The following is a 22,983-nucleotide window of genomic DNA, read 5'->3' as shown; positions in this document are numbered from 1 at the left end:
TTAGATAAATATAGTAGTTTATATAATTAATTTGTTATTGTTGGTTTAATTAAAAACTTATTGAATATGCTATTTAATAAATAACTTTCGTATTTTGCACTTTACGCTAAGGTAGTAGATTTGCTAATATTGATTAGTTATAGTGCTTGATTTATGTTTGCATGTTTTCATGTATTCGCATTCTTAAAAGGAGATATTTGCCTTGATTACACCGCATAACCAGCCAGGATTTACGGATCAATCGTTGATACGCAATTTCTGCATTATTGCGCATATCGATCACGGCAAGTCTACTGTAGCTGACCGCATTTTACAACTTTCAGGAATCGTGCCAGAGCGTGAAATGCGAGACCGTTTCTTGGATCGCATGGATATTGAGCAAGAGCGCGGTATTACTATTAAATCTCAGGCTGTTCGAGTGCCGTGGACTTTTGAAGGCAAAGAGTATTCGCTTGGCATGATTGATACTCCTGGTCACGTCGATTTTACTTACGAGGTTTCACGCGCGCTGGCAGCATGCGAAGGTGCGGTGCTGCTTGTTGACGCAACTCAGGGCATTGAAGCGCAAACGCTTTCTAATCTTTATATGGCAATCGACCACAATTTGACGATTATTCCTGTGCTTAACAAAATCGACTTGCCAAGCGCAGAGCCAGACAAGCATGCTGAAGAAATAGCTGGATTAATTGGTTGCAAGCCGGAGGACGTGTTGCGCGTTTCTGGTAAAACCGGCGAAGGTGTTAAAGACTTACTTGATCAAATTGTGCTGGAAGTTCCAGCCCCAAGCGGAAATCCTGATTCTCCTGCTCGCGCGCTCATTTTTGATTCAGTCTACGATTCGTATCGCGGAATTGTCACCTATATTCGTATGGTTGATGGCGAACTTAAGTCGCGCGAAAAATTGCATATGATGGGAATCGGCATGACGCACGATCCTATTGAAATCGGCGTTATTAGCCCAGATATGACTCCAACAAAGGCGCTTGGAGCTGGCGAAGTCGGCTACGTAATTACAGGCGCAAAAGACGTGAGTCAATCTAAAGTCGGAGACACTATTACTAGCGCCGTAAATCCTGCATCTGAGCCTTTGGATGGCTACCGCGACCCTAAACCTATGGTTTACGCAGGTCTTTTCCCAATTGATAACGCTCAATTCCCAGATCTTCGAGATGCTCTCGACAAGCTAAAACTTAATGATGCAGCTCTTATTTACGAGCCAGAAACGTCTGTTGCGTTGGGCTTTGGTTTCCGTTGTGGATTCTTAGGTCTTCTACACATGGAGATTGTTTCAGAGCGCTTAAGCCGCGAGTTTGGCTTGGATCTTATTTCCACTGCTCCTAACGTAACTTATGACGTCACTAGCGAAGATGGTAAAGAACATCACGTAACAAATCCTAGCGAGTTTCCAGAAGGCAAGATTAAGCGCATTATTGAGCCAATGGTTGCTGCAGATATTATTACGCCGAAAGAATTTATTGGTGCTGTAATGGATTTGTGCCAGGATCATCGCGGAGAAATGGGCACAATGGAATACATTAGTGCAGACCGCGTGGAAATGCATTACAGGATTCCTCTTGCAGAAATCGTTTTTGACTTCTTTGATCAGCTTAAAAGCCGCACAAAAGGCTATGCTTCTCTTGACTACCACGAAGATGGCGAGCAAGCTGCCGATTTAGTGAAAGTTGATATTCTTATTCAGGGAGATAAGGTTGACGCTTTTAGTGCGATTGTGCACCGAGATAAGGCTTATTCTTACGGCGTTATGATGACTAAGAAGCTTCGTGGACTTATTCCTCGTCAGCAGTTTGAAATTCCAATTCAGGCTGCAATTGGCTCTAGAATTATTGCTCGTGAAACTATTAGCGCTCTTCGAAAAGACGTGCTCGCTAAATGCTACGGCGGCGATATTACGCGTAAACGTAAGCTTCTTGAAAAGCAGAAGGCTGGTAAGAAGCGCATGAAGATGCTCGGACATGTTGAAGTTCCGCAGGAAGCATTTGTTGCGGCTTTGGCTACAGACGAGAGCGCAAACGATCGCGATACTAAAGATAAGATTCGCGCAGCGCAAAAGTCTGAAGGATGAGTTTAGAGTTGGATGCTGAATTAAATAAATCAGCTATGCAAACTGAAAGTATGCCTTTTGAAGTGTACGTGCACGTGCCGTTTTGCTTGCGCCGCTGCGGTTATTGCGATTTTAACACGTATACTGCTCGCGATTTGGGTGAAGGTGCAAGTCGCGAAGGTTATGCGGATGTTGCGATTCAAGAGATGCGTCTTGTAAAAAAATGGCAGGAATATCACGGAATTTTCGAACCTAAAGCGCAATCTGTTTTCTTCGGTGGAGGCACTCCAACAGTTCTTAAAGCGCAAGATTTAGTGCGAATTTTGCAAGAAATACGCAACTTGTGGGGGTTTAATAAAGACGCGGAAATAACTACTGAAGCAAATCCGGATACTGCAGACGAAAAGTATATTGAAACGCTTGCAGAAGGCGGATTTACGCGAATATCTTTCGGAATGCAATCAGCAGTGCCGCATGTTCTTAAAACTCTTGACCGCACGCATACTCCAGAAAACGTAACTCGCGGTGTAAAAGCAGCAAACGCATGTGGTTTGCGTTCAAGTGTTGACTTGATTTATGGCGCTCCGGGAGAGAGTCTAGACGATTGGCGAGAGTCAGTAGAAATGGCTTTAAGCCTAGGTGTTAACCATATTTCTGCATATGCGCTAACGGTAGAGCCGCGCACAAAAATGGGTCGTCAAATCGCTGCTGGCACTATTCAAGCGCCAAACGACGATGATGAAGCTCAAAAATACGAGTTGGCAGACGAACTTTTTAACTCTGCTGGATTACAATGGTACGAGATTTCTAATTGGGCGCGTCCGGGTTTTGAATCTCAACATAATCTTGGCTACTGGCGAAATATTGATTGGGCTGGAATTGGTCCTGGAGCACATTCGCACTACAATGCTGCCAATCGTATTAGTAAACAAAGCATGGATGATAGTGCTTCTTTAGCTAATCCAAACGAGTTTTATAACCTTCGCTCATGGGATATTTTGCACCCAAAACGATGGGCGCATGCTATAAATCTTGGAAATGTGCCGTGGCAAAACTACGAGTGTATAAATGCTGAAGATGCGCTTATTGAAGAAGTAATGCTTGGGCTTCGCATTAAAGAAGGTCTTAATATTTTGCAATTGTGCGAAAAGATGCGCGAAACTAATAAGGTGTTCGATGATTCGCATTTGCAAAAAGTGTTACGCGAAGTGTGTAAGGAAGATTTGGCAGTGTTGCACGAAAATCGCATTATCGCAACACGCAAAGGTAGGCTGCTCAACGATTTATTAATAGAAAGAATTGTCGACGCGTGTGAAGAAGGCCTTACCGTGCTAAAATAGTGCGTATTGTGTCATAAATGCTTGATATACGAAAATTCAATGTAGAAAGGAACAATCATGGCAAACCGCAAAGAGCGTCGCGCGAAGGAAAGGCAGAGCCGCAAGGGGATTCCTTCTCAATATGATGAAACAAAAGGTCGCGCTCGCGGAGGCATGATTGACGAATACAATTTACAAGAACGCTCTAGAAGACTTCAAGAGAGGGGAACTGGTCCTTGGAAGCCAACTTCTAACGTGACAGCTGAGGAGGAGAGACTGGCTCGCAATGTTAAGCGATCTCAGGTGGGCGATGATACTTGGAATGTTGTTCGTAAAGTTGTCGGAGTGTTTTCCTGGGCTGTGATTTTGCTTTCCGCGCTTGCTTTCTTGGTGATTATGTGGCTTCCTAGCCAGCCTATTGTGCTTGTTGTGGTAGTTTCCGTTTTGTTTGCATTAGGCGTGTTTGGCTTGTTCTTTAGCTTTAGTAATTCTAGGCAGAATCCGCGCCTTGACGAGCACGGCACTGCGATTTAGATGTACTTATAAAATAAGAATGTTTTTTAATGATTAAGGTGGGCACTTGCTAATAACAACGTGCTCGCCTTAGTTATTTGTGTGCGCTCCGACCTGCTTTCGCGCTTAGAGCGTAGCGCGCGAAAGCAACTCGGAGCGGAAACTCGCTTAAGTTGGAAGTCCAGTGGACTTCCAACGCGAGTTTCGTAAGCGAGCGCTTATTCCTCACGGCTATTGGTAGCCGTTCGGCTGATTTGGCATGTGAAGCACACCGTGCTTCACAATTGAGCCAAATCACGCTTTGAAAGAGCTTGAAATCCTGTTGATTTCAAGCTCGGCCAAAGCGCGCGAGCGCATACTGCGTTACGGTCTCTAGTTGGCGCTCTTCGGACATTCGCGCATTTACACAATAGGATGCTTAATGTAGTAATCTCGCATTGACTTCTTGGAAATTATTTCCTCGCTGCCTTGATTTGCAGATATGCCGATTCTCGCGCGAATCCACGGATCTTCTTTATGCGTTCTTTCGCTGAGCTGATTTCCTGTAAGATTTCCAAGTTTTGCGCACACTTCCTCTATAATCTTGACCTGCTCATATTCTAAAGTTGCGCATCTTTCTGGAAGAGAAATCAGTAGTTCTTCTTTGCGAATTGTGAATCTTCCTCGATGCCTGTTAAATAATTCCAATGAAACCGGACCGTTCGTCCAAGCTTCAAAATCTTCCGGAAATAGTGACAATCCAGTTGTAGCTAAGCTGTGCGCTTGAGAATAATACACAAGCTTCTGCAGCTTCATAGTTGTCATTGGTCCCATAATTTCCAATATTTTTGCCGCTACATTAATAATGCCCATCACGCATCTCCTTTTTCTTTGCAACAAATTAATAGCGATTTTATGAATGGAAAAAGTGAGCGTCAATTCGATTAAAGAAATGTGGACAACTTGTATTATGAGTTATTTTTTAGTTTGTGTTATTTTGCAAGTTCAACTTATTTGATTGTTGTTTTGCGAACTAATCATTTAATAGTTCAACATGCAATAAGTTAATAAGCGAGTAAGTTAATAAACTAATTTCGTGAATCTATAAGCGCGTAGCCATGTCTTACAAGCACAGATTTAAGTTGCGTAAGATAAGCGAGTGAAGCTCTTGAAAGCTTCGTGCGCTCGTTGGTAATCCAGCCAACAAGCATAGTGTCATCACATTCAAGCGGAATAGTGACAATTTTTTCATTGTTTAAATCGCCGTTATCTATTCCAGTGCAAACAGTGTAACCATTCAACCCAATAATAAAGTTTAAAATGGTAGCGCGGTCAGAAACGTTGATCTTTTTCGGTGGGCGAGTAGGCCAAACCGCTTCTTCTGCGAAGAAGAAACTTCCTTCTTCTCCCTGTTCGTATTGAATAAACGGATACGGTTTCAAATCTTCCAAGCTCAAGCTTTTTCGCACTGCAAGCGGATTATTTCTAGAAAGAAAAACATGCAATTTTGCTCGGAAAAGCGGGTGGAATTCCAAATGTTTTTCACGAAGCAGCTTGCCGATTACATCCTTGTTGTAGTCAGAAAGATAAAGAATTCCAAGGTCTGCGCGCATATCGCTTACTTGCTTAATGATATTTTTTGTGCGCGTCTCGCGAATTGAAAACTCGTATTCGTTAGAATGAATACTGCGAATCATATCGACGAATGCTTCAACAGCAAACATGTAGTGTTGTGTTGCAACGCTGCATAATTGTGGGCGAGGCTTCGTACTTTTGTATCGTTCTTCAAGAAGATCCGCCTGCTCAATTACTTGTCGAGCGTACGTCAAAAACTCAGCTCCATCAGCTGTTAATGCAATTCCTTGAGTGGATCTAGTGAAAATTTCAATGTTAAGTTCTCTTTCAAGCTCTTTTACAGAAGAGCTCAATGCTGGTTGTGAAATATATAGTGCTCGTGCTGCTTCATTCATTGAACCGCAGTCAACGATTTTTACAATATACTTCAGTTGTAGCAAAGTCATACGAGCTTCTTTCGTGAGCTAAAAGTTACGATAATCATCAAAAATCACATAAATGAGCCGCTAACGAATCTAGCAAAAGGTATAGGCATAACCTAATTCTTAGTTGTCATAACCATAGTTCCACATAACCATAGTTTTATATATAATCTTAGTAGTATAAGCTAAATATTTAAGCAATTATTAAAGATTTACTCCTATTGAAGCTAAATCCTTACGCGCTTGCTCTGCAGTTGTAAAAACAAATCCATGCATGCCAACTCTATGAGCTCCATCAATATTTGCTGGCTTATCGTCGAAGAAAACAGTTGTTTGCGGATTTAATCCAAATCTACTTATAGCAAGTTCAAAAATTTCCGGTTCTGGCTTATGCAAATGCTCAACACCGGAAATAATGGTTCCTTGCAAAAGAGTAGAAAGTTCTGGGAATTTGCGTAACGCAAGTGGGAAAGTTTCTTTAGACCAATTTGTTAAGCCCCATACGCCGTATCCAGCTTTACGTAAATCATGCAATAAATCAACCATTCCAGGCATCATTCGTGTCAAAACTTGGTCATAATGAGCGCAATACCAACGGAAAGCTTCAGCAAGTTCGCTTCCAAAGCGACGTTCGTATTCAGGCATAAGATCTTTCAAAAGCTCGCCGCCATCCATGCGGTCCTCAAATTCATAGAACCCGGCTAAATCGTTCTTTCCAAAGCTTCCATTAGGGCAAATAGTATCAACTAAATTCGGGAACTGGTTTTGCAAACAGTTTCGGCAATTCCATTCGAGTAGAACTCTGCAATAATCAAACATGACGTCATGGATCTCAATATTTTGTGCGTTAGTCATTTATTTCTACTCCTTCTATTTTGTTTCATACGTTATTTTAAATTCGCGTATTTTGTTTCATGCGTTAATTTTGTACACTGCTGATATTATTCCGCGCGCTACTTTATATTAATAAGAATCCCAAGAACATGCGGTAATGCATTTATAATGTCGCTTGCCACAATTGGATGTTCCAAAGTTAAAGCACGCTTTGATTTCACTATGTCTTGCACTAGTTGAGTGTAATTGTTTCCTCCGCTACTGCGTGACGCAAATACTGCGCAAACTCCATGAATCACAGCTGCGCTCGCTGCAATAAGTGCGTAATTTTTGTTGTTCGCATTGTTTTTCTCGTTGTTGTTCGCGTTGTTTTCGTTATCTTTTTCGTGCTGAGCCAGCAATGCTCCTAAAATTCCTGCTAGAACATCTCCTGAACCTGCAGTTGCTAGCCAGGATGGAGCGTATTGTGCAATATAAATAGGAGAGTGCAATTTTGATGGTGATGCAACTGCTGTTGTTGCGCCTTTAACTAACACAGTTGCTCCAGTAAGATCGGCTGCTTTTTGAGCGTAGTGTGTTGGGTTGCTGGCTATTTGTTGTGCGCTTACTTCTAAATCGTATCTAGTAAAAAGCGAGCTTAATTCTCCTGCGTGAGGTGTGAGAACTACTTTTTCGCAAACTTGTTTTGGTAGTAAGTCTAATGCTCCAGCATCTACGCATATTGGCGGAAGATTGTTATTTAATTGCGTTTCAGCGTTGTCGTTTTTGTTGTCGTTTTCGTTTTCGTTGGAGTATTTTGCAAGTATGCTAGCAATGTATTTTCTTTGAGATAAAGCCGTTTCGTCGTTGCAATGGCTTTCGTCTGGTATGCCGCATCCAACTGTTATTGCGTCGATTTTTCCGTTTAATTGTTCGTATGCTACTACTTCAGGGGATGCTTGCAATACTAAATTTTGTGCACGAAGAGGACCTGAATAACGGACCATTCCAATATTTGCATGTATTGCAGCGCTTGTGCTTAACACTGCTGCTCCGGGATAGTCGTTTGAACCGGTAATTACGCCTAGAACGCCTCTTGAATATTTATTATCGCTTGCATGAGGCGTGCGCAATGGTGTGGAAGCAAGATGAATATCTACTGATATTTCATTATTTGCAGAGTTTTTATCGTCAGTGTGCGAACTGTCAGGTTTTGCAATGTAATTCATACCATCTGTATTGCCAAACATAGTATTAAGTGTAATCGTCGTTAAGCACATGCAGAGTTGGCTAAACATGTGTATTACTGTCTAAACTTATGTATTGTTACAATTTGTAAACATTTTGAAAATATTTGTAATTTTTTTGTTATTCTGCGTGTCGTGAGTATTATGGCGTGTCGCTACTAGTTTTTGCGTAAAAAATAAACAAAAATGCCTGATTAATAAATTTGTCCAAATGTTATAATCATATTTATTTTTTCGTTGGTATATTAACGTTTTTTAATGCAAGATAAAGCAGAAAGCAGCATGGTCTTTTTTGAAATTTTGCATTATAGCAGATGAAAAATTCACAAAACGCATTTTTGCAAAAATAATTATATTTTTTCACATTTTTTATTGACCGTCACGTATATTTTTCTTATGCTATAAGCGTTATTGCGAATGATTATTTTTTTCATGAATAGCTTTCATGAGTACCTCTCACAATCAACCCATGCAATAACAGTTAAAGATTCCCGAAAGGAACGAGTGTGAAAACTTCACGAATTTTCGCAACTGCAGCTGCGGTTGCATTATTAGCAACTTCTATGGGTGCTTGCGGCTCTGCAAAAAATGCCGAAAATAAGGCGAAGGGCAATCAAGTAAATGTAGTGGCAACTACAACTCAAATTTGCGATTACGTAACTCAAATCGCTTCAACTGCTGACGCAAAATCTGGATTGAGCCTCAATAAGACTGATTCTCAGGGCAAGAAGTCTGTAATCGGAGCTCCTCAAGACAAAGCAAAGTCAACAATTAATTTGACCTGTTTGCTTGCGCCAAACGCTTCTGCTCATGAGCATGAAATGACTCCAGCTCAATCTAAAGCTCTTTCTAAGGCTGATTTGATGCTTGTTTCTGGTGTAGATCTCGAGCACTTCTTGGATCAAGCTGTGAAAGCTACCGGTTTTAAGGGCACTATGGGTGTAACTTCCGGTATTCTCACTGCTGACGAAATCAAGGATCCAAAGGCTGAGACTGCTAAGGAAAAGGATCTTCCATACAAGGTTGATCGCGGTATCGCTAAGGTGCATGCTGAAAAGTGGCCATTCCCTCCAGAAGAAGGCGAGAAGGAGCCTGAATTCCAGTACGATCCACATATTTGGACCAGCACGAAGAACACGATGATTCAGGTTAAGAATATCGGTTATTTCCTCGGAAAAGCTCTTCCTAAGAGCAAATCTATTTTCGATGAGCATGTTGAAAAGTTCGTTAAGTCTTTGACTGATTTGGATGCTTGGGCAACTAAAGCTTTGAATAGTGTGCCACAAAAGCATCGTGTTCTCTTCACTTCTCACGATGCATTCGGTTACTTCTCTCGTGACTACAATGTGAAGTTCATTGGTGCAGCACTTTCTGATTTCAACAGCCAGCAGGATGCTACTGCAGATCATATTCAGAAAGCTGCAGAAGATGTCAAGAAGTCCGGAGCTGTTGCGATTTTTGCTGAGAATTCTAACAATTCCAAGTCTATCAAGGCTGTTGCTGCAGCAGCAGGAGTAAAGGCTGTTATTGGCGACGACGCACTTTATGGAGATTCGCTTGGACCAGTCGGATCTGCAGGCGAAACTTACATCGGTTCGATTGTTCACAATGTTGAAACATTGGTGAAAGCTTGGAATGGTAATGTTCCTGAACTTCCAGATTCAGTTAAGACTGCATTGAAGAAGTAACATATAAATAACAGTAAAAATAATAGTATCGTAACAGTAACTTTAATAGCGAAAGTTTAATAGCGAAAGCAAGAAGTTACTGTTACGAATACTTATTAATAAACTGAAAAGACTGGAAATATAGTGAATAAGAGCGTCCTTGCAATGAAAAATTGCGACCTGGCATACGGTTATAAAACTGTAGTGACTGGTATTAATGGCAGTGTGCAAGCCGGGGAAGCTTTGGCTTTAATAGGTCCAAATGGTTCTGGGAAAACAACGTTTTTGCAGGCTATTATTGGTATCGTGCGCGTAAGTCGCGGTGAACTGAAAATGCCTAAGGCTTTGTCTATTGGATATGTTCCACAGCAGGTTGATTTGGATTTAACGTTCCCGATTACTGCACGGCAAGTTGTTGCAATGGGCTTAAGTAGACAGACAGGTTTTCTTGGATTGCTTAAAAAAGATCAGAAAAAAGCTGTTGAGGATGCTCTTAATCATGTTGGTTTATTAAATCGCGCAGATGTGCGATTTGGTGACCTTTCTGGCGGTCAGCGCCAGCGCATTCTTCTTGCGCGCGCGATTGTTGCAAAGCCAACGCTTATTTTGCTTGACGAACCTTTTAATGGTCTTGATGAACCGAATCGCCGAGAACTTCTTAATATTATGAAATCAGCAAAGCAAGAAGGTATTGCTTTTGTTGTGTCTACGCACGATTTAGTTATTGCAGATGCTATTTGTGAAAAAGCGCTACTTTTAGCTGGTAAGCAGATTGCTTTTGGCGCGCTTAAAGAAGTAATGACTAAAGAAAATATTACTCGCGCATATGGTGGAAGCATGCCTGCTGCTTCTGCAGGTCTTACTTTTTCGGAAATTGCGGAAGGCTGATTTTCAATGCTTGCCCAATTAGTTGAGTCATTAAGAAAAGTTCTGGAACCAATTCCTGGTTTTGATTTTATTGCTTCTGCTCCTTATATTTTTCGCCCGTTCTGCTTACTTATAGTTCTATCTATAGCTAGCGGAATCGTTGGTGTATTTGTGAACTTGAGATGTACTGAATTTAATGCGGAAGCTATTGTGCACGGCATATTTCCTGGAATTGTTGTAGGCGCTTTATACGGTGGCATAGATCAAATTATTCCTGGTGCTGCAATTTGTTCAGTATTTTTAGTTGCTGCATTAGTGTGGGCTTCTCGTTCAACTCGCATAAATGAATCGATTATCGCAACTGTTTTAACTACTTTCTTTGCTCTTGGCGTAGTAATTTCACTAAAAAAAGGTGATATGTCAGGTCAGCTCGAGGCATTGATGTTTGGTAGGCTGCTTGATGTCACTGATGAGCGAATGACTCAAGCAATGTGGATTTGCTTGTTTGCAATTATTGTGCTTTTGGCAACTTGGAAACAGCAGATTATTGTTGCTTTCGATCGAGCAAGTGCTCCATTAATGGGAGTGCATACTCTTTTTGTCGATATTGTTCTTAACGTTGGCATTGCTGCGGTTGTTGTTTCTGCATCTTCAGCTGTTGGTGTTCTTCTTGTGATCGGGTACCTTATTATTCCAGGAGCTAGTGCTCGTTTAGTGTCTAGAACAGTTGGGCGTATGGTTGCAGTTGGTATCTTTGTTGGTATTGCTGGAGTTGTTCTTGGTATGTACGTTATGAATTTGGAGCTTGATCATCCTATTTCTCCTCAAGCAGCAATTGCATTAAGCATGTGTGCAATGTTCGTAGTTGTGCTTATTGTGCGCTGGCTGTTCCAAGTTATTTCATCTATAGTTTTTGCGCATAAAACTCATACAGGCGGTAGCGATATAAAAGTTTTAGCAAAATCTTATAAAGGTAGGGAATAGATGGTAAGTATTTGGCAAATTATCGCTCTACCTATAGTTGAAGCAATTGTTGTAGGTGCTCTATGCGGTTTCGTTGGCTCTCTTGCGCTTCTTAACCAGCGAATATTCTTTACTGAATCTATTACTCATGCAGCTTTTCCTGGAGCAGTATTAGGTGTAGTTTTAACTTCTGCTTATACAATAGATCAAAATATTTTGTCGCTTGGGCTTTTTGTCGGTGCTGCTGTTGCGTGCGTTGTACTTTCCTTAGTAATGTATGCACTTTCGCATCTTAAGGGCATTTCTTCGCAAGCTGCAGCTGGTATTACTTTAACTGTCGGCTTTGCTAGTGGATACTTTTTAAATAAGTGGTTTGCTCCATTGCCATTGCGTATTGAGGGATTTTTAACTGGATCATTGCTTAATTGCACTCCTGCAGACGTGATTTCAGCATCTGTTGCTTTCTTGCTTGTTTTGGGATTATGGATTTTTAATTCTGCTAATCTTGTGCATTGCTCGTTTGACCCTATTAATTACCGTGCTGCAGGCGGAAGATCAGGTTTTATACAAGGCATGGTTCTTGCTTTGATTATTATTACTGTTTCCGTCATTATTCCAGCAGTTGGTACAGTTGTTTCAGTATCTCTTATTGCTGCTCCTGCTGCAGCATTAAAGGGAAGAATTGCTTCTATAAATAAATTCGTACTTGCATGCGTAATTACTGCTGTTTCGATTGCTTTAATTGGACTAGCTTTAGCTGTAATACTGAAGCTTTCTGCCGGTGGCACTATTGCTATTTGCGCTGGAGCTTTCTTCTTAATAGTCAAGATTGGCGAAAGCATTTTTATAAAAATTAATGATTTTTCATCAAGATTGCATGCAAGGCGAGAAAAAGTAGCCGAAAACGCTATTTAGCAAAAGAGTTTTAAAAGTCGCTCTGTTGTCCTAAAATGTCAACGAATTGCGCGTGAAAAATGCGCGCGATTGACGTCGTTTTTGCGCGTTTTGTTGATTGTTTAATCGCGTAAGTTTATCGACGCCACACAAGTCCAGGTCTGCACATTAGTAACGCAAGACCCCGATAGAAAAGGACAATTATGGCTGAAAATACCATCTCCATCACCGTAAACGAGGAACGCAAGGAGGTGGATGCAAGCTTCACTGGCGTTGAACTTTTCGCGGAAGATAAAAATATTATTGCCGTGCGTTTAAATGGCGAGTTGCGTGATTTGTACACGTCTCTTCATGACGGCGATACCGTGGAATCAGTGGCCCTTGATAGTGAAGATGGCATCGCAATCATGCGTCATTCCGCTACTCACGTGATGGCTCAAGCTGTTCAAGAAATTCGACCAGACGCAAAGTTGGGCGTAGGTCCTGTAATTAAAGACGGCTTCTACTACGATTTCGATGTTGATACTCCATTTACGCCAGACGATTTGAAGCAAATCGAAAAGCATATGCAGCGCATTATTAAAGAGTCTCAAAGCTTCCGTCGTCGCGTTGTAACAGAGGACGAAGCGCGCGAAGAAGAAGCAAATCAACCTTATAAGTTGGAGTTGATTGGGGATAAGGAAGCAGCTCTTGATCCTGCTGCCTCTGGCGAAATCAGCAAGCATGAGCTTAGCATGTACGACAATGTAGATCGCGAAGGAAACAAGGTTTGGAGCGATTTGTGCCGCGGACCTCACCTTCCAAACACGCGTTACATTAAGGCTTTTAAGCTTGAGCGTGTGGCTGCAGCTTACTGGCGTGGCTCGGAGCAGAATCCTATGCTTCAGCGCATTTACGGCACTGCTTGGCCTAGCAAGGAAGAACTTAAAGCTTACACAACTCGCATGGAAGAAGCTGCTAAGCGCGATCACCGCAAGCTTGGTCAAGAGATGGATTTGTTCTCCTTCCCAGACGAGATTGGCCCAGGCTTAGCCGTATTCCATCCAAAGGGTGCTGCAATTATTAACGCAATGGAAGATTATTCGCGCGAGCAGCACAGAAAGCATCACTACAGCTTCGTACAAACTCCGCACATTACTAAGGGTGGCTTATATGAGACTTCCGGCCACTTGCAGTGGTACAAGGATGGCATGTATCCTCCAATGAAGCTTGACGAAGAGCGCGACGAAAATGGTAACGTAACTCGCCAAGGTGCTGACTACTACTTGAAGCCAATGAATTGCCCAATGCATAACTTGATCTTCAAGTCTCGCCAGCGTTCTTATCGCGAGCTTCCTTTGCGCTTGTTTGAGTTTGGTACTGTGTATCGCTACGAAAAGTCTGGCGTTGTGCATGGTTTAACTCGTGTTCGTGGATTGACTCAGGATGATTCGCACATTTATTGCACTCGCGAGCAGATGCGCGATGAGCTGAAGAGCTTGCTTAACTTTGTGCTTGGTCTTCTTAAAGACTTCGGTTTGAACGACTTCTACTTGGAGCTTTCCACTAAGGATGAGCATAAGTTCGTCGGTTCCGACGAGATTTGGGAAGAAGCAACTAATACTTTGGCAGAGGTTGCTAAAGAGTCTGGTTTGGAACTCGTGGACGATCCAGGTGGAGCTGCATTCTACGGCCCGAAGATTTCCGTGCAAGCTCGCGATGCAATCGGTCGCACTTGGCAGGTTTCTACTATTCAGCTCGACTTCAACTTGCCTGAGCGCTTTAAGTTGGAGTACATTGCGGCTGACGGTAGCCACCAGCGTCCTGTGATGATTCACCGCGCACTCTTTGGCTCTATTGAGCGTTTCTTCGCTATTTTGCTTGAGCATTATGCAGGTGCATTCCCAGCATGGTTGGCTCCAGTTCAAGTAACTGGCGTTCCTGTTGCAGACGAGTTCGCTCCACACTTGCAAAAATTGATTAGCGATTTGGAAGAGAATATGGTTCGTTGCGAAATGGACAACTCTGACGATCGCTTCGGCAAGAAGATTCGTAACGCTTCTAAGTCTAAGGTGCCTTTCACTTTGATTGCTGGAGAAGAGGATGTGAACAACAATGCTGTGAGCTTCCGCTTCCGCGATGGCAGCCAATTGAATGGCGTTCCTGTTTCGCAAGCTAAAGAGTGGATTTTGTCCATCATTAAGCAGCGCGTTCAGGTCAATACTGCAGAAGATTTCGAGCGTTACACTAAGTGATTTAAGCTGGCTAGCCTAAATCTAAATGTAAGCTGAATCGTAAATAAAAAGCCCACACTTCTTAGCGTTGTGTGGGTTTTTACTATCTTCTTACAGTCGCTTGGATAGTATGGTTGACTAATATGGGATTGTTTATTGAATCCAAGTTTTATTTGCTTGATTACGCTAGGAAGGTTGCATTCAATGTTGGAATCATTACGCAGCGGGTTTAAGCGCACTATTTCTCCAATTGCAAAATTGCTAGTCCGATTAGGCATAAGTGCTAACTGTGTAACAATTGTCGGCACAATAGCTGTAGTTATTATTGCTTTTGTTACTGCTTTTACTAAACAGTTTGTTGTTGGCACTATATTTTTAACTATTTTTGTGCTTGCAGACAGTTTAGATGGTTCTGTTGCTGCTTTGACAACAGGCGGCACAAAATTTGGTGCATTTCTTGACTCAACTCTCGATCGCATTGCAGACTGGTCATTATTTTCCTCTGTATGCATTTGTTTGTATGAAGCTCACGAAAAAGATATGTGCACTTGGATTTCAACTTTGAATGGCAATGCAATAAAGTGTGTGGGATTATTAAGCTGTTTGGTTGCTCTTATGGCAGCTTTCGTAACTTCATACACTCGCGCTCGCGGTCAGTCAATAAATGTAGATCCTAAAAAAGGTTTAATAACTCGTGCAGATAGAGTTGCTGTGATTCTTGTTGCTATGGGGCTTGTTGGTCTTACAAATCAACTTTTTTGGTTAAGTTTTGCTATGATTCTGCTTGCTATTGGCGGTATTATTACAGTTTTCCAGCGTATTTTTGAAGTAAAGCATGGGCTTGATATAAAAGATAAATAAAATTTGTCGCGAAAGCGCAATAAAATCGTTTCGTTTGATTAACTGTACGTTTTAGGAGTATCATGTCAGGTCATTCCAAGTGGGCGACTACAAAGCACAAGAAGGCCGCTATCGACGCAAAGCGTGGCAAGCTTTTTGCCAAGCTTATTAAGAACATTGAAATTGCTGCACGTTTGGGTGGTGGCGATCCTGATGGTAACCCTACGCTGTACGATGCCATCGTTAAAGCTAAGAAGGCTTCCATGCCTGCTGACAATATCAAGCGCGCTGTAAAGCGTGGTTCTGGTGAAGAAGCTGGCGGCGCAAACTATGAAGAGATTGTTTACGAAGGTTACGCTCCTGCAGGTGTTGGATTGATTATTGAATGCCTTACTGATAACCGTAATCGTGCTGCTGCTGATGTGCGTTCAACTCTTACTAAGGGCAACGGTTCTTTGGCAACAAGCGGTTCCGTGAGCTTCAACTTCGAACGTAAAGGTTTGATTGAAGTTCCATCCGAAGGTGTTGACTACGATAAGCTTTTCGAAGTTGCAGCTGAAGCTGGAGCTGAAGATGTTGCTGATGATGGCGATGTTTATTCTGTTTACACCAATTCCAGTGATTTGGTAACTGTGCGTAAGGCTTTGCAGGAAGCTGGTTTCGACTATGATTCTGCAGATATTATTATGCATCCAAATAATGAGGTTGAATTGAGCTTCGAAGATGCTCAAAAGGTTTCTCGCTTAATCGATAATCTCGATGACTTGGACGATGTTCAGAATATTTACAGCAACTGGACCGCTTCAGATGAAGTTATGGCTCAGCTTGAGGAAGCTGAATAGTCTCCTATGATGATTTTGGGCGTTGACCCCGGGCTTACTCGCTGCGGGGTCGGCGTGATTGAAGCCGGCGTCTCGCGTCGGCTTTCTTTTATTCACGTCGATGTGTTGAGGTCTGAGCCTGATCTTTCGCAAGATTTGCGACTTTTAAAGATTTATAATGGATTAGTTGAAAAAATTGAGCGTTTTTCGCCTGATACTGTGTCTATTGAACGTGTTTTTGCGCAAGAAAATCGAAATACTGTTCTTGGCACTGCACAGGTTGCAGGTATTGCAATGCTTGCTGCAGCTCAGCGCAATATTCCTGTTGCTTTACACACTCCTACTGAAGTTAAACTTGCTGTAGCTGGAAACGGAAAAGCTCAAAAACCTCAAGTAGAGCGCATGGTCGCGCGACTACTTGGACTTAATGTTTTGCCTACTCCTGCTGATGCTGCCGACGCTTTAGCTCAAGCTATTTGTCATGCTCTTCGTCCTTCTGGTGCTTTACAAGGTGGCGAGCGCGAGCAGCATCTAACTGCTGCGCAGAAACAGTGGGCTTTAGCTCAAGCTCAGGCGCGTAAATCTTCTTCTGTCGTTCGAGGCATGTAGGATATTAATAGAACAGATGTTCTATTATAATTGTATTTGACTTTATGTGCTTTAAGCTATGAGTTTTTGTTAAGTGGGAGTGAGTTTATGATTGGAATGCTTGTTGGACAAGTTGCGTCAATTGATGCTCGTTCTGCTCTTATTGTTGTTTCTGGAGTTGGCTATGAGACTTATATGCCTTCTCAAGATTTGTCTTCTTTGCATGAAGGCCAGGAAGTTCGCGTTTATACGTCGCTTCAAGTTTCGCAAGATGCTTTAACTCTTTATGGTTTTACAACTCAAGCTGCTAAACGAATGTTTTTGCAAGTGCAAAAAGTTAGTGGAATTGGTCCTAAAGTTGCTCTTTCTATGCTTTCAACTTTGAATGTTGATCGTCTTTTACAAGCTATTTCTGAGGGAGATGTAACTTCTCTTTCTTCTGCTCCTGGTTTAGGGAAAAAGGGTGCGCAGAAGATTATTTTGGAATTGAAGGGTTCTCTTGATTCTTCAATACTGGCAGATAGTTCTAATGATTCTACTCAATCTAATAAGCAGATTGTTGATTCTAGCGTGCAATGCGTAATAGAGGGTCTTGTTTCATTGGGTTGGAGACAAGTTGACGCTCAAAGAGCAGTTGAGCAAGTTTGTGCAGAGAATAATATTTCAATTCCTATATCTGATGCAGATTTGCCTAATGTTTTACGAATGGCATTAGCTTCACTTGATAGGGGTAGGTAATCATGTTTGTAAAGAATCTAGTATTGGGGGAGTTGAAGTGAGTGAAGAGTATACTTCTGCGCTAAATACTGGTGTTGCTGAAGAATCCTTACGCATGGTTTCTTCAACGCCTTTAGGAAATGAGCAACTCAGTGATGAGGAACTTCGTCCTCGCGCATTAGAAGGTTTTATTGGTCAACCAGTTTTAAAAGCGCAATTGCAACTGTTTTTAGATGCTGCTAAAAAGCGTGATGTTGCGCCTGACCATATGTTATTGGCTGGCCCTCCTGGATTGGGAAAAACTACATTAGCAATGATTGTTGCTAATGAATTGCAAGTTCCTATTCGAATTACTTCAGGTCCTGCTATCCAGCATGCTGGAGATTTAGCTTCTATACTAAGCGCGCTTGACGCAGGTGAGGTGTTGTTTATTGACGAAATCCATCGTTTGCCTCGTGCTGCAGAAGAGTTGCTTTATATTGCTATGGAAGATTTTCGCGTTGACGTTATGGTCGGCAAAGGTCCTGGTGCCTCATCAATACCGCTAACTCTTCCTCGTTTTACTGTAGTTGGAGCTACCACTAGGGAAGGAATGTTGCCTTCTCCATTGCGCGCTCGTTTTGGTTTTACTGCTCACCTTGATTTTTATCCTCACGAAGAGCTTGAAAAACTTATTGAGCGATCTGCTAAAGTCTTAGGAATTCGCCTTATAGATCAAGCTGCTAAAGAGCTATCGTTACGCTCTCGTGGCACTCCTCGTATAGCGAATCGCTTGTTGAGACGTGTCAGAGATTGGGCTATTGTGCATGATTTGTCAGAAGTAAATCATGAAGCTGTTGTTGAAGCGTTAGCTTTATACCAGATTGATACACAAGGTCTTGATCGACTTGATATTGCAGTTTTGAAGGCTATGGTTTGTCAGTTTAACGGTGGACCGGTTGGTCTTAATAATCTAGCTGCAATGGTTGGTGAAGAAGCTGAAACTGTTGAAACAGTATGTGAACCATATCTAGTGCGTGAAGGATTCTTAATTCGCACTCCTAAAGGTCGTGTTGCAACTAGTAAAGCTTGGAAACATTTGGGCTTTAAAGAGCCTAGTAATGTCAGTGAGCTAGCCTAAAATAATTAAATTGGACGGCATTTCGACCGTCTTAGGGTTGGATACTTAAGGAGTTTACTTTGCCTCAATTTTTCCAGCAGTATGGCATGCTTATTATTCTCGTTGTAGCAATGGTTTGCATGATGATGTTCCAGACTCGCAATGCTAAGAAGCGTCAAGCTGAAATGCGTTCCTTCCATGAATCTTTGGAACCAGGTACTGAAATTATTACAATCGGCGGCATTATCGGCAAGATTGTAAGCGTAGATACTCAATATGAAGAGATTGTTATCGATTCAGAAGGTAGCTTGATGCGAGTATCTTTCCGCGCTGTGAACAGATTGTATGTGCGTCCAGCATTTATTAGCGATGAAGAAGCAGAAGAAGCTGCACAAGCTGAAGAAGCTAAGCAAGATGATGCAAATAAATCTGTAAACGAAGATAACGAGCCAGTATCAGAATCTGCAGCTTCTGAAAAGTAATAACTTTTATCTCATAAATTTATAATTTAATACTTAAGTCGTGATGTGTGAGTCAGCACATGTCTCACGCATCACGCGAATATGTGACATTCTTTCCATATTCCAATAACAAGTCTTGTGAAGAAAAGAACGTTAGGATTATGACAGCAACGGATATTACAGTGAAAACGTTGAAAACAGTAAGCAACGATGATGCCGCTTATCTTGCTTCTTTGATTCGTACCGTTCCAGGATTCCCCAATCCTAGTATTATATTCCGTGATTTTCTTCCTATATTTTCAAATGCGCGCTCTTCGCGAATTCTTATTGATTCTTTGATTGATGCCTTGCCTGTGCCAGCTGATTCAATTGATTTGATTGCTGGGCTTGAAGCTCGAGGCTTTCTTTTTGGACCATTATTGGCATCTCGGTTAGGCAAAGGTTTTCTTGCTATTCGTAAAGCTGGTAAGCTACCTCCTCCAGTTATTACTGAGTCATACATGCTTGAGTATGGTCAGGCAAGTATTGAAATTGAAAGCGACGCTATTAAGCCAGGTCAACGTGTGCTTATTGTTGACGATCTTATTGCAACTGGAGGCACTGCAAAAGCTGCTGCAAATATTGTCAAGCGCGCTCAAGGAATAGTTGCAGGTTTTAGTTTTGTTATTGAACTTACTGGTATTAGTGGAATGAGTGAATTATGCGATTATCCTTGCAGCAGTTTAATTACTATGCCAGCTTAAAAGTTTATTATTATCGCTTATTATTAAAGTAATATCCTATTTAAAACAATATATTGGTTTTGCACCTAAAAGAATTGAAAGGAAAAGGCATGGTTGAAAAGCTTAAGTCATCCTTAATAAACATGTCTAAAGGTGTAATAACTCCTGTTATTGTTATTCTTATTTTTTCTCTTACGATAGGTCTTTTCTTATCTCTCACACTTCTTGTGGTTTCTATCGAAGAAGGAACAGGTAATCTTTCTGAATCTGCAATGTCTATGACTTGGGCTGTGTTTATGTTTGCTCAAGGCGTGGGTCTTACTTTTGGAAATTGCATTCTTACGATTATTCCTTTAGGCCTTACTTTTCTACTTATTTCAACGCTTGTATGCTTAATTCGTCGTATTAAAGGTGGGAATATAGCATATTTTACTGGGCTTGTAGTCTGGGCTGCTATTAATGCGATACTTTCTCAAAATACGCATGTTACTTTACTTGATTCTACTTTTATTGTTGCTTGTAAATCTTCTTGTGTTTATTTAATTTCGTTACTTATAGCGGTTTTTCCAAGCAGCTCACTGTTTGTATCTGCTAAGCAGCGTTATAAGCAAATATGTCCTGAGTATATTCAAAAAAATATTCGTATTACTAAGCGAACTGCGGTAATTTTGTTCGGTTTATATGCTTTTGTTGCACTAATAACTGTTGTGGTTTGGGCTTGTACAAATTTTGGTTATGTTAATTCATATTTCAATAAATTAGGCATGCAAAATGGTTCGCGTATTCTTACAACTATTGCTTGCTTAGTTTGGTTGCCTAATGTTGCTATTTGGGCATTATCTTGGATTTGTGGATCTGGATTTAATATTGGATCTGTTGCACAATTTACTTTAACAGTTTCTCAACGTAAATCTTTGCCGCCTATTCCGGTTTTTGGAATATTTCCTGATGCTGTTATTGACGTTGTGCATCGCACTGTTTTTTACTCTATAGTTCCAACTTTATGCTTTATTGTAATGCTTGTAGCTTTATTGCATAAAAGCGGCTGTGGCTTGCGCATAAAAAATATTATTGATAAAACTGAGCGTGAGTCTTTTATGTTGAACGCTATAGAAGCTGCAACTGATAGTGTTGGCGTATCCGCTTTAATTACAATTATGTGGACTGTTGTTTTTTCAATAGCAAATGGTTCATTAGGGGAATGTCGACTTTCTTATATTGGAGTTGACATTATTGAAAGTACTAGAGCTGTTGGTCATCTTACTCTATACGCTTCTGCTGTAGCATTGGTTATTTCAATTTTTAGTATTCTACTTATTTGTGGTGCGAGATATTGCTTAAATCTTATTGCTGCTAGTAAGTCGAATAAACCTGTAAAATTTGCAGAATTAATCGAAAATAAGGCTAGTAATAAAAATAATCAACCTTTGCCTTTGAAAAAAGCCGCTCCTAGGACGGTTTCATCGAAGGCTAAAAGAAAATAATTCCTCACTACTATTTTGGGAAGGAAGGCCGCCGTGCAACAGACACAGAGCAAAGAATCAAACGCAAATGTGCTGATAACCACAGGTGAAAAGCAAATTCGTAGAGTTCTTGTTTCAGTTTTTCATAAAGAAGGACTTGAAATATTAGCTGAAGCATTTAGAAAGGCTGATACTGAAGTAGTTTCAACCGGCTCTACTGCTGCTAAATTGGCGGAACTTGGCGTTCGTGTTACTGAAGTTTCTGACGTTACTGGTTTCCCAGAAAGTCTTGATGGAAGGGTGAAGACTTTAGATCCGCATATTCACGCTGGAATTCTTGCAGATATGAGTAATGCTGATCATGTAAAGCAACTTGAAAAGCTAAACATAAAGCCGTTTGATGCTGTAGTAGTTAATTTGTATCCGTTCGTAGACACTGTAATGAGCGGTGCTGATAGTGACGCAATTATTGAAAAAATTGATATTGGTGGACCTTCTATGATTCGTGCTGCAGCAAAGAATCATAAGTCTGTTGCCGTTATTACAGATCCTGCAGATTACCAGCTTTTAGCTAATAGAATCGTTTCAGGTGAAGGCTTTAATTTGCAAGAGCGCGAATATTTGGCTGGTAAAGCATTTGCTCATACAGCAGCTTACGATGCTTCTATATCTGAGTGGACAAGTAAAGCATGGCAGAAGCCTGAAAGTTTGAACACAAATGATGAAGAAGATAGTAAAAATGCTGAATCTGTAAAGCTTCCTGCAAACTACACGCGCACTTGGAGCTTAGAGCATACGCTTCGATATGGCGAGAACCCTCATCAGCAAGCAGGATTGTATTTAGATCCTCTGCATAAGGGCGGTTTAGCTCAAGCTGAGCTTCTTGGCGGAAAACCTATGAGCTACAACAATTATGTGGATGCGGATGCTGCTTGGCGTGCGGTTTGGGATTTTGCTCCACAAATTGCAGTTGCTGTTTGCAAGCATAATAATCCATGCGGTTTAGCTATTGGAACTAATGCAGCTGAAGCTCACAAGAAAGCTCACGCTTGCGATCCTGTAAGTGCTTACGGTGGTGTGATTGCTTCAAATACTACAGTCACTTTAGAAATGGCAGAAAGTGTGCGTCCAATTTTCACAGAGGTTATTGTGGCTCCAGACTATGAGCCTGAAGCTTTGGAATTGCTTCGCACTAAAAAAAAGAACCTCCGCATTTTGAAGGTTGCAACTCCGCCAGTTTTAGGTTTGCAAGTTCATCCTATTGACGGCGGTGCTTTAGTTCAGTCTGCAGATAAGATTGATGCAGTTGGTGATAATCCTGAAAACTGGACGCTTGTTTCTGGAGATCCTGCTGATGCTGATACTTTGCGCGATTTGCAATTTGCCTGGCGTTCGCTTCGTTGTGTAAAGTCTAACGCAATTCTACTTGCGCATGATAATGCTACTGTTGGCATTGGTATGGGGCAGGTTAATCGCGTGGATTCGTGCCATTTGGCTGTTGAACGTGCGAATACTTTGGCTGATGGTGCTGAACGTGCTCGTGGAGCTGTTGCGGCTTCGGATGCTTTCTTCCCATTCGCTGACGGTCCGCAAATTTTGATTGAAGCTGGCGTTCGCGCAATCGTGCAGCCTGGTGGCTCTATTCGCGACGAAGAAGTGTTCGAAGCTGCGCGCAAATCTGGTGTAACGATGTACACTACCGGTACTCGTCACTTCTTCCACTAAAATTGCTTTAGCT

21 protein-coding genes are annotated in these 22,983 nt (G+C 41.6%); 17 read left to right on the top strand and 4 right to left on the bottom strand.

Annotated features, from left to right (window positions below):
- Nucleotides 1-202: 202 nt before the first annotated feature.
- From lepA to HXT37_RS04725, 3 genes are read left to right on the top strand one after another with little or no spacing between them, the layout of a single operon-like run.
- Complete coding sequence (gene lepA, locus HXT37_RS04735) at nucleotides 203-2,083, top strand: translation elongation factor 4 (protein WP_012914227.1); 1,881 nt, start codon at nucleotides 203-205, stop codon at nucleotides 2,081-2,083.
- A complete protein-coding gene (gene hemW / locus HXT37_RS04730) occupies nucleotides 2,080-3,402 on the top strand; it encodes a radical SAM family heme chaperone HemW (RefSeq protein ID WP_004108768.1) in 1,323 nt (440 codons plus the stop codon). Before lepA ends, hemW begins: the two co-directional genes overlap by 4 nt.
- Before the next feature lie 57 nt (nucleotides 3,403-3,459).
- Nucleotides 3,460-3,915, top strand: a complete 456-nt coding sequence (locus HXT37_RS04725; RefSeq protein WP_004108771.1) for a hypothetical protein — start codon at nucleotides 3,460-3,462, stop codon at nucleotides 3,913-3,915.
- 381 nt (nucleotides 3,916-4,296) lie between these two features.
- Here HXT37_RS04725 and HXT37_RS04720 read toward each other — a convergent pair whose 3' ends face one another.
- The 4 genes from HXT37_RS04720 to HXT37_RS04705 form a co-directional block, all read right to left on the bottom strand.
- Nucleotides 4,297-4,746, bottom strand: a complete 450-nt coding sequence (locus HXT37_RS04720; protein ID WP_064340324.1) for a Panacea domain-containing protein — start codon at nucleotides 4,744-4,746, stop codon at nucleotides 4,297-4,299.
- Between the two features lie 215 nt (nucleotides 4,747-4,961).
- Nucleotides 4,962-5,894, bottom strand: coding sequence for a LysR family transcriptional regulator (locus tag HXT37_RS04715; RefSeq protein WP_012914223.1), 933 nt, complete (start codon nucleotides 5,892-5,894; stop codon nucleotides 4,962-4,964).
- A 180-nt stretch (nucleotides 5,895-6,074) separates the two neighbouring features.
- Nucleotides 6,075-6,725, bottom strand: a complete 651-nt coding sequence (locus tag HXT37_RS04710; RefSeq protein WP_012914222.1) for an HAD family hydrolase — start codon at nucleotides 6,723-6,725, stop codon at nucleotides 6,075-6,077.
- 98 nt (nucleotides 6,726-6,823) lie between these two features.
- A complete protein-coding gene (locus HXT37_RS04705) occupies nucleotides 6,824-7,963 on the bottom strand; it encodes an ADP-dependent NAD(P)H-hydrate dehydratase (RefSeq protein WP_103013859.1) in 1,140 nt (379 codons plus the stop codon).
- Nucleotides 7,964-8,436: 473 nt separating this feature from the next.
- On the opposite strand from HXT37_RS04705, the gene HXT37_RS04700 reads away from it, so the two are divergent.
- From HXT37_RS04700 to purH, 14 genes are all read left to right on the top strand, one after another.
- Nucleotides 8,437-9,618 (top strand): metal ABC transporter substrate-binding protein, encoded by a 1,182-nt coding sequence (locus HXT37_RS04700; protein ID WP_004108796.1) that lies wholly within the window; start codon nucleotides 8,437-8,439, stop codon nucleotides 9,616-9,618.
- 144 nt (nucleotides 9,619-9,762) lie between these two features.
- Nucleotides 9,763-10,485 carry a metal ABC transporter ATP-binding protein gene (locus HXT37_RS04695; RefSeq protein WP_004574322.1) on the top strand — a complete coding sequence of 241 codons (723 nt, stop codon included), beginning with the start codon at nucleotides 9,763-9,765 and terminating at the stop codon, nucleotides 10,483-10,485.
- A 6-nt stretch (nucleotides 10,486-10,491) separates the two neighbouring features.
- Nucleotides 10,492-11,448 (top strand): metal ABC transporter permease, encoded by a 957-nt coding sequence (locus HXT37_RS04690; protein WP_004108802.1) that lies wholly within the window; start codon nucleotides 10,492-10,494, stop codon nucleotides 11,446-11,448.
- Nucleotides 11,449-12,342 carry a metal ABC transporter permease gene (locus HXT37_RS04685; protein WP_004108805.1) on the top strand — a complete coding sequence of 298 codons (894 nt, stop codon included), beginning with the start codon at nucleotides 11,449-11,451 and terminating at the stop codon, nucleotides 12,340-12,342. It begins immediately after the preceding gene.
- 182 nt (nucleotides 12,343-12,524) lie between these two features.
- On the top strand, nucleotides 12,525-14,555 hold the full coding sequence (thrS, locus tag HXT37_RS04680) for a threonine--tRNA ligase (RefSeq protein WP_033888440.1): 2,031 nt from the start codon (nucleotides 12,525-12,527) through the stop codon (nucleotides 14,553-14,555).
- Nucleotides 14,556-14,738: 183 nt separating this feature from the next.
- Nucleotides 14,739-15,395 (top strand): CDP-alcohol phosphatidyltransferase family protein, encoded by a 657-nt coding sequence (locus tag HXT37_RS04675; RefSeq protein ID WP_004108811.1) that lies wholly within the window; start codon nucleotides 14,739-14,741, stop codon nucleotides 15,393-15,395.
- Between the two features lie 62 nt (nucleotides 15,396-15,457).
- The gene (locus tag HXT37_RS04670) at nucleotides 15,458-16,216 is read left to right on the top strand and encodes a YebC/PmpR family DNA-binding transcriptional regulator (protein WP_004108813.1); all 759 of its coding nucleotides are present in this window, start codon (nucleotides 15,458-15,460) and stop codon (nucleotides 16,214-16,216) included.
- Between the two features lie 6 nt (nucleotides 16,217-16,222).
- Nucleotides 16,223-16,804, top strand: coding sequence for a crossover junction endodeoxyribonuclease RuvC (gene ruvC, locus HXT37_RS04665; protein ID WP_012914216.1), 582 nt, complete (start codon nucleotides 16,223-16,225; stop codon nucleotides 16,802-16,804).
- Nucleotides 16,805-16,891: 87 nt separating this feature from the next.
- Complete coding sequence (ruvA, locus tag HXT37_RS04660) at nucleotides 16,892-17,521, top strand: Holliday junction branch migration protein RuvA (RefSeq protein ID WP_004108817.1); 630 nt, start codon at nucleotides 16,892-16,894, stop codon at nucleotides 17,519-17,521.
- A 94-nt stretch (nucleotides 17,522-17,615) separates the two neighbouring features.
- Nucleotides 17,616-18,620 (top strand): Holliday junction branch migration DNA helicase RuvB, encoded by a 1,005-nt coding sequence (gene ruvB, locus HXT37_RS04655; RefSeq protein WP_217431467.1) that lies wholly within the window; start codon nucleotides 17,616-17,618, stop codon nucleotides 18,618-18,620.
- A gap of 59 nt (nucleotides 18,621-18,679) precedes the next feature.
- Nucleotides 18,680-19,081 (top strand): preprotein translocase subunit YajC, encoded by a 402-nt coding sequence (gene yajC, locus HXT37_RS04650; protein ID WP_004108823.1) that lies wholly within the window; start codon nucleotides 18,680-18,682, stop codon nucleotides 19,079-19,081.
- Nucleotides 19,082-19,221: 140 nt separating this feature from the next.
- On the top strand, nucleotides 19,222-19,803 hold the full coding sequence (locus HXT37_RS04645) for an adenine phosphoribosyltransferase (protein ID WP_012914213.1): 582 nt from the start codon (nucleotides 19,222-19,224) through the stop codon (nucleotides 19,801-19,803).
- Nucleotides 19,804-19,892: 89 nt separating this feature from the next.
- Entirely contained in the window at nucleotides 19,893-21,266 is a 1,374-nt protein-coding gene (locus HXT37_RS04640; RefSeq protein WP_102703138.1) for a DUF6350 family protein, read from the top strand.
- Nucleotides 21,267-21,299: 33 nt separating this feature from the next.
- Nucleotides 21,300-22,970 carry a bifunctional phosphoribosylaminoimidazolecarboxamide formyltransferase/IMP cyclohydrolase gene (gene purH, locus HXT37_RS04635; RefSeq protein ID WP_103013861.1) on the top strand — a complete coding sequence of 557 codons (1,671 nt, stop codon included), beginning with the start codon at nucleotides 21,300-21,302 and terminating at the stop codon, nucleotides 22,968-22,970.
- Nucleotides 22,971-22,983: the final 13 nt, after the last annotated feature.

This window comes from Gardnerella sp. DNF01151 (genome assembly GCF_049244235.1).
Taxonomy (GTDB): domain Bacteria; phylum Actinomycetota; class Actinomycetes; order Actinomycetales; family Bifidobacteriaceae; genus Bifidobacterium; species Bifidobacterium swidsinskii.
This window is presented reverse-complemented; position numbering and strand designations above follow the sequence as displayed.